9 protein-coding genes are annotated in these 12,244 nt (G+C 71.8%); 2 read left to right on the top strand and 7 right to left on the bottom strand.

The features are described from left to right. Nucleotides 1-14: 14 nt before the first annotated feature. Complete coding sequence (locus ACNKF0_RS03385; protein WP_416955754.1) at nt 15-704, top strand: aspartate/glutamate racemase family protein; 690 nt, start codon at nt 15-17, stop codon at nt 702-704. A 30-nt stretch (nt 705-734) separates the two neighbouring features. Here the strand turns inward: ACNKF0_RS03385 and ACNKF0_RS03380 are convergent, their stop codons facing one another. From ACNKF0_RS03380 to ACNKF0_RS03365, 4 genes are all read right to left on the bottom strand, one after another. Further along, entirely contained in the window at nt 735-1,634 is a 900-nt protein-coding gene (locus tag ACNKF0_RS03380) for a hypothetical protein (RefSeq protein ID WP_416955752.1), read from the bottom strand. Next, nucleotides 1,627-2,841 carry a class I SAM-dependent methyltransferase gene (locus ACNKF0_RS03375; protein ID WP_416955750.1) on the bottom strand — a complete coding sequence of 405 codons (1,215 nt, stop codon included), beginning with the start codon at nt 2,839-2,841 and terminating at the stop codon, nt 1,627-1,629. Before ACNKF0_RS03375 ends, ACNKF0_RS03380 begins: the two co-directional genes overlap by 8 nt. Nucleotides 2,842-2,987: 146 nt before the next feature. Further along, the gene (locus tag ACNKF0_RS03370) at nt 2,988-4,256 is read right to left on the bottom strand and encodes a hydroxyacid-oxoacid transhydrogenase (protein WP_416955748.1); all 1,269 of its coding nucleotides are present in this window, start codon (nt 4,254-4,256) and stop codon (nt 2,988-2,990) included. Next, on the bottom strand, nt 4,249-5,148 hold the full coding sequence (locus ACNKF0_RS03365) for an NUDIX domain-containing protein (RefSeq protein ID WP_416955746.1): 900 nt from the start codon (nt 5,146-5,148) through the stop codon (nt 4,249-4,251). Before ACNKF0_RS03365 ends, ACNKF0_RS03370 begins: the two co-directional genes overlap by 8 nt. A gap of 43 nt (nt 5,149-5,191) precedes the next feature. Between ACNKF0_RS03365 and ACNKF0_RS03360 the strand changes: the two genes are divergently transcribed. After that, nucleotides 5,192-6,220, top strand: coding sequence for an acyltransferase family protein (locus ACNKF0_RS03360; RefSeq protein ID WP_416955744.1), 1,029 nt, complete (start codon nt 5,192-5,194; stop codon nt 6,218-6,220). Here ACNKF0_RS03360 and ACNKF0_RS03355 read toward each other — a convergent pair. The 3 genes from ACNKF0_RS03355 to ACNKF0_RS03345 form a co-directional block, all read right to left on the bottom strand. After that, nucleotides 6,150-6,983, bottom strand: a complete 834-nt coding sequence (locus ACNKF0_RS03355) for a lysophospholipid acyltransferase family protein (RefSeq protein WP_416955742.1) — start codon at nt 6,981-6,983, stop codon at nt 6,150-6,152. The two genes, ACNKF0_RS03360 and ACNKF0_RS03355, sit on opposite strands and share 71 nt — an antisense overlap. Beyond that, nucleotides 6,980-8,227 (bottom strand): geranylgeranyl reductase family protein, encoded by a 1,248-nt coding sequence (locus ACNKF0_RS03350; protein WP_416955740.1) that lies wholly within the window; start codon nt 8,225-8,227, stop codon nt 6,980-6,982. Before ACNKF0_RS03350 ends, ACNKF0_RS03355 begins: the two co-directional genes overlap by 4 nt. Before the next feature lie 87 nt (nt 8,228-8,314). Next, nucleotides 8,315-12,160, bottom strand: a complete 3,846-nt coding sequence (locus ACNKF0_RS03345) for a DNA-directed RNA polymerase subunit beta' (RefSeq protein ID WP_299922995.1) — start codon at nt 12,158-12,160, stop codon at nt 8,315-8,317. Nucleotides 12,161-12,244: the final 84 nt, after the last annotated feature.

Raw genomic sequence — 12,244 nt, 5'->3', positions numbered from 1 at the left:
GAAGACTGCCGCGCGTGAAGACCATCGGACTCGTCGGCGGCATGAGCTGGGAGAGCAGCGCGGTCTACTACCGCGACCTCAACCTCGGGATGCGGGAGCGGCTCGGCGGGCTGTCCTCACCGAAGCTCGCCCTCACCACCGTCGACTTCGCGGAGGTGACCCACCTCGAGGACGACGAGCGCTGGGACCAGGTCGGGCTGCTCCTCGCCGACGCCGCGCGCGGGGTCGAGCGGGCCGGCGCCGACTTCCTGCTGCTGTGCACCACGACGTTCCACAAGGTCGCCGACCAGGTCGAGGAGGCCGTCGGCATCCCGCTGCTCCACCTCGGCGACGTCGTGGCCGAGGCGGTCCGGGCCGCGGGCGTCGAGACCGTCGGGCTGATCGGCACGAAGGTCGCCATGTCGGAGTCGTTCTTCGTCGACCGGCTCGAGGACCGCGGACTCTCCGTGGTGGTGCCCGACGCCTCGCACCACGACTTCCTCAACGACGCGATCTACGAGGAGCTCGTGCACGGTGTCGTGCTGCCCCGCACGCGCAGCCGGGTCGTGTCGATCATCGAGGAGCTGTGGGACGCCGGCGCGGGCGGCGTGCTGCTCGGGTGCACCGAGCTCGAGCTGCTGGTCAAGCAGGCCGACGTCGAGCTGCCGGTCTTCCCCTGCACGACGCTGCACGTCCAGGCCGCGCTCGACGCGGCGCTGGCCTGAGGGTTTCGAGACGGTCGCTGCGCGACCTCCTCAACCAGCGGGCAGGGGCAGGGCGTACGCCGTCGCGAGCCAGCGCAGGCTCGTCCACGCCGGCGAGCGCAGGTCGGTCGCGCCCGCCGACGCCGGCAGGGCCACCCGGAGGACCTGCGACCGGGCTCCCTCGGTGCTGACGAGCAGACCGTCGCCGGCAAGGGCGACTCCTTCGCCCTGGTCCTGGTCGGGCAGCTCCCACGACGCGACGCCCTGCCACGACGGGAACGCCGACAGGTGGGCCTTCGTGTAGGTGCGCACGACCACCCCTCCCCCGCCGGGCAGGAACGTGGCGTCGGTGACGAGGCCCGGGGCGTCCCCGACCTCGGTGAGGAGGTTGGGCCGGTCGGCGCGCAGGCGCTGCGGAGCGGCGTACACGGTGCCGGCGAAGACGCCCTTGGTGATGACGTGGAGCCGGCCCGTCACGGGGTGGGTGACCAGCGCCTCCGCGTCGTGGGAGCCGTCAGGGTAGACGAGCTCGCGGACCTCGGGCGTGACCTGGCGGTCGCCGCGTCCGACGGGGACACGCAGCACCTCGACCGAGTCGCGCACGTGCCGGTTGTCGCCGATGTCGGCGACCCAGACGTGGCCGGGACCTGCGGGCGCGAGGGCCTCCACGTCCTCGGGGTCCGCGGCCCACGACGTGACCCCGACCGTCTCCCCGGTCGCGGGGTCGACGGTGAAGACGCGACCGGAGTCGCCGGAGTCGTTGGTGGTCACGACCAGGCCGGCGTCGCGCCCGTGGCCGGGCAGCACGACGAGCCCGCTCGACTCCACGATCTCGGGGTCGGCGAAGCGGAACACCGGGTGGTCGGCGGCGCCGGGCGCACCGGCTGCGGCGCCCAGCAGGAAGGGCACGAGCACGAGTGCTCCGACGGCGGCCCGGCGGGGATCAGCCATGGTCGAGCAGCTCGCCGAGCCGGGGCCGGACGCCCCAGGCTGCGAGCAGGTCGTCGTACTCGCCGGCCGACTCGGACCCGTCGGCACCGGTGCGCACCGCTCGCAGCAGCGTGTTGCGTGGCGTGTGGGCGCTCTCGACGAACTCCACGACGTCGACGCGGTAGCCCTCGCGGCGCAGGAGGGCGGCCCGCAGCGCGTCGGTGAGCGTGTCGGCGAAGCGCTCGCGCAGGATGCCGTGGCGGGTGAGCATCGCGTAGGGCTCGGGGACCGCCGAGGTGCGCAGCTGGGCGGCGATGTCGTGGTGGCAGCACGGCGCCGCGAGGACCAGGGGTGCCTCCCACTCGAGTGCCCGCCCGAGCGCGTCGTCGGTCGCGGTGTCGCAGGCGTGCAGGGCGAGCACGACGTCGGGGGCCTGCGCGAGCTGCGCGTCGGCGATCGAGCCGACGACGAAGTCCGCGTCGATGCCCAGGTCGGCGGCGACGCGCGAGTTGTGGTCGGCCGACTGCTGCTTGACGTCGACCCCGGTCATGCGGACCGGCAGCCGGTCGGTGAGGAAGGCGTGGGCGGCGAAGGTGAGGTAGGCGTTGCCGCAGCCGAGGTCGACCACGCGCAGCGGGTCGTCGGCCGTGGGGGTGCGCACCCGGCCCTGAGCGATCGCCTCGGTGAGGCTGGCGTCGAGCAGGCGGACGAACTCCTCCACCTGCCGGTACTTCGCCTGCCGCGTCGGCTTCACCCGCCCCTGGGCGTCGCTGATCCCGAGCGCCCTGAGCACCGGGTGGTCCTCGGGGAGCAGCCGGTCCTTGGGCCGGTCGTGGCCGCGCGAGGGCGCGACCTCCTCGTCCCGCGTCGAGGTGTGCAGCAGCGGCACGCCCTTCTTGGTCACCCGCAGCTGGTGGGTCTCGGTGGCGGTGTCGACGTGCCAGTTGGCGAACGGCTCCGCCAGCAACGCGTCCACCGCGGCCTCGGCCGCCTCACCGACGAGGTGGTTGGTGGTGTGCGCCTGCGTGGCGTCGTACGACGTCACCTGCAGGTGGCGCCCGGCCTTCAGGTCCACGACCCGGACCTCCACACGACGCACCTCACGTCCGTCCACGACCGGCACCGGCCGGCCCTTGCGTCGACCGGTCGCCAGCGCGCGCACGAGGCCGTCGGCGTCGAGGACCGCCGAGCGGAGGGTGGCGAGCCCCGCCTCCGGACCCGTGCTCACAGGACGGCGGCGATGACGACGATGAGGATCAGCGCCCCCAGTGCCACCGGGATCACGAGTCGGCGGTGGCGGGGGTTCATGACCTCATCGTAGGCGGCGGTCGGTCGGCCACCTACTCCGTCGCGCCGCCGGGCGGCAGGCCCCGGTCACCAGTGCTCGAGCGACTCCCGGAACACGGCAGCCAGGTCCTCGGCCGTGACCTCGACGGGCGCGGTGGCCAGCAGCCGCTGCTGCTGGAGCGCGCCCTCGACCAGGGCATCGACGTCGCCGGCGCCGTAGCCGAGCTCGGCCAGGCCGCTCGGCAGCCCGACGTCGCGCATCAGCCCCCGGAGCACGTCCGGGAGCGGCTGACCCGTGCCGCCGAGGAGCTCGGCGGCCCGGCGGTGCCGCTCGGGCGCGGCGTCGTGGAGCAGCGCGAAGGCGGCCGGCGCCGTCATCACGACAGCCATCCCGTGCGGGATGATCGGCTCGTCCGCCGGGTAGCCCGCAGGACGGTAGTCGCGGACCCGTCCGGCGATGGGGTAGGCACAGGCGTGGGGCACGTGGACGCCGGCGTTGCCGAACCCCAGCCCGGCGAAGGTCGCGGCGAGGGCCATCTGCTCGCGGGCCTCACCGTCGGACCCGTCGCGGACGGCACGCCGGAACGAGCCGGCGAGGAGGGACAGCGACTTCTCCGCCCACATGTCGGCGATCGGGTTGGCGCCGCAGTAGGGGACCCGCTGCTCGGGCCGCTTGGCGTCGAAGTCGGCGTACCACCGAGCCGTCCAGCTCTCGAGCGCGTGGCAGAGGATGTCCATGCCCGCCGAGGCGGTGACCATCGCGGGCTGCGTCATGGTGAGGTCGGGGTCCACGACGGCGAGGGTGGGCCGGAGCCGGGCGTGGGAGATGCCGGTCTTCACCGCCAGCGCCAGGACGTCGAGGACGCAGATGGTGGTCGACTCCGCACCCGTGCCGGTGGTCGTGGGCACCGCGACGAGCGGCAGGAGGGGGTGCTCGGGCGCCCGGCCCCGGCCGACGGGCGCGTTGACGTAGTCCATCAGCCCGCCGGGGTTGGTCAGCATCAGGTCGACCGCCTTGGCGGTGTCGATGGACGAGCCGCCGCCGACCGCGACCACGGCGTGGAAGGGTCCGCTCCCCCGGGCCGCGGCGACGGCCGCCTCCAAGGAGGCGTCGGTCGGCTCGACGTGGGCCTCGGCGTAGAGGACCACCTCCAGGCCGCGGGACCGCATGCCGTCGGCGATGCGGTCCGGGTGGCCGGTGGCGGCGACCCCGGGGTCGGTGACGAGCAGCACCCGTCGTGCCGCCTCGCCGGGTACGTCACGACACAGCTGCTGGACGTCCCACCCGATCTCGTCGCTGGCTCCGCGCCCGAACTTCAGCCCGGGGGCGGCGTAGGTGAAGACGGTCTCAGTCACGATCTGCTCCCAACGCGTAGGTGACCACGTCGAGCACGTCGACCTGCCCGGACGCGACGTCGGCCGTCGGCACCCACGCGACGGCGTCGGTGGTGCCGTCGACCTCGACCACCCGGGGCTCGCCGTCGGCGACGCTCGCGCGGTAGAGGAGGTGCACGCCGTGGTAGTCCTCGATCCGGCCGGACGGCGCGGTGCCGGCGAAGTGGGTGTCGTGCACGCCGAGCAGGGCGCCGACCTCGCACGCCAGCCCGCACTCCTCCTCGACCTCGCGCGCGAGCGCGACCGACGGGTGCTCGCCGTGGTCCACGCCCCCACCGGGCAGCGTCCACCGCCCGGGGTGCGCGGCGCTCCCGGAGAGCCGGGTCAGCAGCACCTGCTCGCCCCCACGGTGCCGGGTGACGACGGCGTACGCCGCGACGCGCTGCAGGCGGAACGGCTGGTGGTCGACGAGGGCCTCGGTCACCACCGACGACACCGGCACGACGCCCGAGGCGACCTCGTCGAGGGTCTTCCACGCGGCCTCGATCGTGGAGCCGTCGACCTCGACCACCCGCGGCGCCGGCGACTCCGGCGGCACCCAGCCCTCGTAGACCAGACGGATCGCGTGCGCGTCGACGAGCTGCCCGTCGCGGGGCGAGCGGGGCATGTGGGCGCTGTAGACCCGCGCCCGGTCGCCGACGGTCGCGTCCAGCCCGGTCTCCTCCTGCACCTCGCGGATCAGGGCGTCGCGCGGGTCCTCGCCGTGGTCGACCCCGCCACCCGGCAGCGTCCACAGCTCGGAGCGGGAGACCCGGGGCGCCAGGCGGCTCAGCAGGATCTCGACCGCACCGCCGCGCTCGCGGAGGATGACGGCGTAAGCCGCCACCCGCTGTCGCCTCGGCAGGGTTCCCATGCGTCCAACCTAGTGAAGCGGCCCGTGAAGTACGGTGAGCGCCGTGCCCCCCGCGTCCCGTGATCCGTGGCTCGACAACGTCAAGATGGTCCTGGTCACCCTGGTCGTCGTCGGGCACGCCATCGGTCTGGTCGAGGACACCGCGGGCAGCCACTGGGTCTACGACTTCATCTACCTGTGGCACATCCCGGCGTTCGTCTTCGTCAGCGGCTACCTCTCGAAGTCCTTCGAGTGGGACCGCCGCCGGTTGAAGAACCTGGTGTACACCCTCCTGGTCCCGTACCTGCTCTTCGAGCCGGCCCTGTTCTACTACCGCCGCGAGGTCGTCGGCGAGGACGTGACGGGTCCGCTGTGGATCGAGCCGCACTGGACCATGTGGTACCTCATCGTGCTGCTGATGTGGCGCCTGGTCACCCCGATCCTCAAGCGACACTGGCTCTTCCTGCCGCTGTCGGTGATCGTGAGCCTGGTCGGCGGGATCTGGGACACCGAGGCCCTGATGATCCCCCGCTTCCTCGGCCTGCTGCCGTTCTTCGTGCTCGGCCTGCACCTCAAGCCCCGCCACCTCGCGCACCTCGACGACGTGTGGGTCAAGGTCGCGGCGGTGCCGATGCTCGTCGGCATCGGGATCATGGCGCTCTACACCGACACGTGGGCGGAGTCGGCGCTGCTCTGGTACGACACCGGCTACTCCGAGATCCCGATCGACAACGAGTTCGTCTTCCAGACCCGGCTGACGGTGATGATGGTCGGCCTGCTCGGGGCCTTCGCGGCGATGTCGTTGGTGCCGCGGCGCAGCCTCGGCTGGTTCACCACGATGGGCACCGCCACCATGGTCGTCTACCTCTTCCACAGCTTCGTCATCAAGACGTTCAAGGCCCTCGGCTGGCCCGAGTTCACCGCCTCCTACCCGACAGCGGGCCTCGTCCTCACCGTCCTGGGCGCGATCGGCCTCGCGCTCCTCCTCGCGTCCCCGCCCGTGCGACGGGTGCTGGAGCCGTTCACCAACCCGTTCGGCTGGCTGGAGTCGCGCCGCCGGACCCGCACTGGCAAGGCCCCCACGTCGGCCTGACCGCGGCGCGCGGCACCACGTCGAGGTGGGCGGCCTCGGCGCGGGTCGGTGCGTGCCCGCCGAGGTGCGCGGGGTACCACGGAGCGTTCTCGCCCGGCTGCGGGCGGTGGTGCGGCAGTCGCTGGAGCTCCTCGAGCTGCACCGTCAGCACCTCCCCGATCCGTCGGGTCGCGTCGGTCAGGTCCTCCCCCGCCGCGATGCGGAGGGGCGGGCCGAACGACACGTCGACGCGGCGTCCGCGGGTGAGGTCGGGGCGCGGCCCGCGACCGCGCGCGTCGGGCAGGCCGACCGACCAGACGCGCTGCGGGCCCCAGACCGCGACCGGCACCACCGGGGCGCCCGTCTCGCGGGCGAGGCTCGCCACCCCGCGCATCAGCGAGCGCACGGTGTAGGAGTAGCTGATCCCCGCCTCGGGGAACGCACCGACCGCCTCACCGCCGCGCAGCAGCCCGCGGGCGACGACGTACGCCCCCGCGGGGGCCTCCCGGTCGACCGGGACGTGCCGCATCGCGGTCATCGCCCGCGCCACCCCGGGCACGTGCCAGACGTCGTGGCGGGTCATGAACCGGATGAAGCGACCCGAGGACCGGGCAGCGTCCTGCACGAACACGAAGTCGGGGTACGACACGTGCGTGGCCGCCAGCAGCACCGGGCCCTCCGTCGGCACGTGCTCGGCACCCGTCCCGGTCACCTGCATCCCGAGGGCGCGCATGGCGGTCCGCCCGAGCGCGACCGCGGCCCGGTAGGTGCGCTCCCGGCTCACGCGAAGGGTGGCCGGGCGTCGCGCGCCATCGACCGGCGGCCCGCCCAGCGCCAGACCCGGGCCGCGCGGTCGCGGTCGGCGTCGTCGACCAGGTTGCCCATCCAGCGCAGGGCCAGCGTCATCAGCCAGTCCGAGCGCATCCCGGCCGGGCCGAGCGCGGCCACGACCCGGGGCTGGGTCGCGATCCCGGCGAGGCGGCGGGCGATGGAGAACGCCTCGCCGTAGTGCTCGACCAGCGTCGAGCGCCACGCCTCGCCCAGCCCGACACCGCCGGCGATGTGCTCGGCGACGAGACGACCGGTCTCGAGGCCGTAGTCGATGCCCTCGCCGTTGAGCGGGTTGACGCAGGCCGCGGCGTCGCCGATCAGCGCCCAGTTGGGCCCGGCGACGTTGCTGACCGCGCCGCCCATGGGCAGGAGGGCCGAGGTCGGTTCGCGCAGCGCGCCCGAGAGCCCGAAGTCGGCGCCGATCGTGTCGGCGTAGGTCTGCATGAGCGGCTTGATGGCGACCTCGGCGGGACGCCTGCTGGTCGCCAGCGTGCCGGCGCCGAGGTTCACCGTGCCGTCGCCCAGCGGGAAGATCCAGCCGTAGCCGGTGACGAGCTCGCCCTGCTCGTCGCGCAGCTCGAGGTGCGAGCTGATCCACGGGTCGTCGCTCATCTCCGAGTCGACGTAGGACCGGCCGGCGACGGCGTAGACGGTGTCGCGGTGCCACTCGCGACCCAGCAGCTTGCCCAGCGGCGACCGGACGCCGTCGGCCACGACGAGCCACCGGCAGGCGATCTCGAAGGTGCCCTCGGCGTCGCGGAGCTCGACCGCCGCCACCCGCTCCCCGTCGCGTCGTACGCCGACCGCGCGGGCGCCGTCGACGGCACGGGCGCCGCTCTTGATGGCCACCGTGCGCAGGTGGTCGTCGAGCTCGGTGCGGGCGACCGCGGATCCCCAGTCGGGCAGCGAGCCGCCCGGCCAGGGCAGCAGGAGCGTCTGGCCGAAGCCGTGCGCGCGCAGGCCCTCGTTGACCGTGTGGGCGCGCAGCCAGTCCTCGAGGCCGAGCTTCTGCATCTCCCCGATCGCGCGCGGGGTCAGCCCGTCACCGCACGTCTTGTCGCGCGGGAACGTGGCCGCGTCGACCAGCACGACGTCGAGCCCGGCACGGGCGGCCCAGGCGGCGGCGGCGGAGCCGGCAGGGCCCGCACCGACGACGAGCACGTCGGCGGAGGAGGGGCGCGAGGAGGGGGTCGTCACGCCGGAATTCTGACAGGGGCACGGTCGGAGCCCGAAATGGGCACAGGCCCCGACTCCTGGACGGAGTCGGGGCCTGCGTGACGACGATCAGTTCTGGTAGGAACCGAAGTCGAAGTCGTCGAGCGCGACGGCCTGCGACGACGGACCGAAGTCGTAGTCGTAGGAGTCGTAGCCGGTGACCGAGTAGGCCGCGGCGCGCGCCTCCTCGGTGGGCTCCACCCGGATGTTGCGGTAACGCTCGAGGCCGGTGCCGGCCGGGATGAGCTTTCCGATGATCACGTTCTCCTTCAGGCCGCGGAGGCTGTCGGAGCGGCCGTTGATCGCGGCGTCGGTGAGCACTCGGGTGGTCTCCTGGAAGGAGGCCGCCGAGAGCCACGACTCGGTCGCGAGCGAGGCCTTCGTGATGCCCATGAGCACCGGGCGACCCGAGGCCGGCTTGCCGCCCTCGGAGACCACGCGCCGGTTCTCCTCCTCGAACCGCACCCGGTCGACCAGGTCGGACGGGAGCAGGTTGGTGTCACCGGACTCGATGACCGTCACGCGACGCAGCATCTGCCGCACGATGATCTCGATGTGCTTGTCGTGGATCGCCACGCCCTGCGAGCGGTAGACCTCCTGGACCTCGTCCACGAGGTGCTCCTGGGCCTTGCGGACACCGAGGATGCGCAGCACGTCCTGCGGGTCGGGCGTACCGGACGTGATGTGGTGACCGACGTTGATGTGGTCGCCGTCCTCGACGTTGAGGCGCGAGCGCTTCGACACCGGGATCTCCTGGACCTCGGAGCCGTCGTCGGGGGTGACCACGACGACGCGAGCCTTGTCGGTCTCCTCGATCTTCACGCGACCGGCGGACTCCGAGATCGGCGTACGACCCTTGGGCGAGCGGGCCTCGAAGAGCTCGACCACACGGGGCAGACCCTGCGTGATGTCGTCGGCGGAGGCCACACCACCGGTGTGGAAGGTGCGCATGGTCAGCTGCGTGCCGGGCTCACCGATGGACTGGGCGGCGATGATGCCGACCGCCTCACCGATGTCGACCAGCTTGCCGGTGGCCAGCGAGCGGCCGTAGCACTTGGCGCAGGTACCGGTGCGTGCGTCGCAGGTCAGGACCGAGCGGACCTTGACCTCGACGACACCGGCGGCCACGAGCTCACCGATCTTGACGTCACCCAGGTCCTCGCCGGCGGTGGCGAGCACCTCACCCGTCTCCGGGTGGAGGATGTCGACGGCCGAGGAGCGGGCGTAGGCCGCGGTCTCCACGTGCTCGTCGTCGATCCGCTTGGGCAGGCCACGCTCGGTGCCGCAGTCGTCCTCACGGATGATGACGTCCTGCGACACGTCCACCAGACGACGGGTCAGGTAGCCCGAGTCGGCGGTGCGGAGCGCGGTGTCGGCGAGACCCTTGCGGGCACCGTGGGTGGCGATGAAGTACTCGAGCACCGTCAGGCCCTCGCGGAAGTTGGCCTTGATCGGGCGCGGGATGATCTCGCCCTTCGGGTTGGCCACCAGACCACGCATGGCCGCGACCTGCCGGATCTGGTTCATGTTTCCGGACGCGCCCGAGTCGACCATCATGTAGATCGGGTTCTTGCGGTCGAAGTTGGCCTCCATCGCGCGACCGACCTCGGCAGCAGCCTGGGTCCACAGCTCGATGAGCTCCTGACGACGCTCGTCGTCGGTCATCACACCGCGCTCGTAGTTCTTCTGGACCTTCTCGGCCTGGGCCTCGTAGCGGGCCAGGATCTCGGCCTTGCTGTCGGGCGTGGTGACGTCGTCGATCGAGACGGTCACACCCGAGCGCGTGGCCCAGTGGAAGCCGGCGTCCTTGAGGGCGTCGAGCGAGGCAGCGACCTGCACCTTGGTGTAGCGCTCGGCGAGGTCGTTGACGATCGCGCCGAGGCGCTTCTTGCCGACCTCCTCGTTGACGAACGGGTAGTCCGCCGGGAGCGTGTCGTTGAAGTGGACACGGCCGAGGGTGGTGTCGAGCTGGAGCGCGGTCCGCTCCTCCCAGTCGGCGCCGAGCTCGAGGTCGAGCGGCGGAACCACGTCGGTGAGGCGGATGCTGATCTTGCTCTGCAGCGTGATCTCGCGACGGTCGAAGGCCATGATCGCCTCGGCCGGGCTGGAGAAGACGCGACCCTCGCCGGGCTCACCGTCACGCTCGGCGGTCAGCCAGAACAGGCCGATGATCATGTCCTGCGAGGGCATGGTCACCGGACGGCCGTCCGACGGCTTGAGGATGTTGTTGGTCGACAGCATCAGGATGCGGGCCTCGGCCTGCGCCTCCGCGGACAGCGGGAGGTGCACGGCCATCTGGTCACCGTCGAAGTCGGCGTTGAACGCGCCGCAGACGAGCGGGTGGATCTGGATGGCCTTGCCCTCGATCAGCTGCGGCTCGAAGGCCTGGATGCCGAGGCGGTGCAGGGTGGGCGCGCGGTTGAGCAGCACGGGGTGCTCGGTGATGACCTCTTCGAGGACGTCCCACACGACCGGGCGGGCGCGCTCGACCATCCGCTTGGCGGACTTGATGTTCTGCGCGTGCGACAGGTCGACCAGGCGCTTCATGACGAACGGCTTGAACAGCTCGAGCGCCATCTGCTTGGGCAGGCCGCACTGGTGCAGCTTGAGCTGCGGACCCGACACGATGACCGAACGGCCCGAGTAGTCCACGCGCTTGCCGAGCAGGTTCTGACGGAAACGACCCTGCTTGCCCTTGAGCATGTCGGAGAGCGACTTCAGCGGCCGGTTGCCCGGGCCGGTGACGGGACGACCGCGACGACCGTTGTCGAAGAGGCTGTCCACGGCCTCCTGCAGCATCCGCTTCTCGTTGTTGACGATGATCTCGGGCGCGCCGAGGTCGAGCAGCCGCTTGAGGCGGTTGTTGCGGTTGATGACGCGGCGGTAGAGGTCGTTCAGGTCGGAGGTGGCGAAGCGGCCACCGTCGAGCTGGACCATCGGACGCAGGTCCGGCGGGATCACCGGGACGGCGTCGAGCACCATGCCGATGGGCTGGTTGCCGGTCTTGCGGAACGCGTCGACGACCTTGAGGCGCTTGAGGGCGCGGACCTTGCGCTGGCCCTTGCCGTTGGCGATCGTGTCGCGCAGCGACTCCACCTCGGCCTCGATGTCGAAGTCCTGGAGGCGCTTCTGGATCGCCGTGGCGCCCATGTGGCCCTCGAAGTACTTGCCGAACCAGGTCTTCATCTCGCGGTAGAGCAGCTCGTCGCCGAGCAGGTCCTGGACCTTGAGGCTCTTGAAGGTGTCCCAGACCTCCTCGAGGCGCGCGATCTCACGGTTGGCGCGGTCACGGAGCTGGTTCATCTCGCGGTCGGCACCGTCGCGCACCTTGCGCTTGGCGTCGGCCTTGGCACCCTCGGCCTCGAGGGTGGCGAGGTCCTCCTCGAGCTTCTTGGCGCGGTCCTCCACGGAGGTGTCGCGGCGCTTCTCGAGGCGCTCGCGCTCCAGGCCGACCTTGTTCTCGAGGGAGTCCATGTCACGGTGACGGGCGTCCTCGTCGACCGAGGTGATCATGTAGGCGGCGAAGTAGATGACCTTCTCGAGGTCCTTCGGCGCCAGGTCGAGCAGGTAGCCCAGGCGCGACGGGACGCCCTTGAAGTACCAGATGTGGGTCACGGGCGCGGCGAGCTCGATGTGGCCCATGCGCTCGCGGCGGACCTTGGAGCGGGTGACCTCGACGCCACAGCGCTCGCAGATGATGCCCTTGAAGCGCACGCGCTTGTACTTGCCGCAGTAGCACTCCCAGTCCCGGGTGGGACCGAAGATCTTCTCGCAGAAGAGGCCGTCACGCTCGGGCTTGAGCGTGCGGTAGTTGATGGTCTCCGGCTTCTTGACCTCGCCGTGGCTCCACGTGCGGATGTCGTCCGCAGTGGCCAGGCCGATCTGAAGCTGGTCGAAGAAGTTAACGTCGAGCACGATGGCTGTAGTCCTTCGTTAGTACGTGGAAAGTGCAGCTGGGGGACCGAGGGGCCCGCCCGCTGGTCGGGGCGGCCGCGCTAG

Source organism: Nocardioides sp. T5 (genome assembly GCF_048161455.1).
Classification (GTDB): Bacteria; Actinomycetota; Actinomycetes; order Propionibacteriales; family Nocardioidaceae; genus Nocardioides.
The sequence above is the reverse complement of the archived record's forward strand: the minus strand, read 5'-3'. Positions and strand labels throughout refer to the sequence as shown.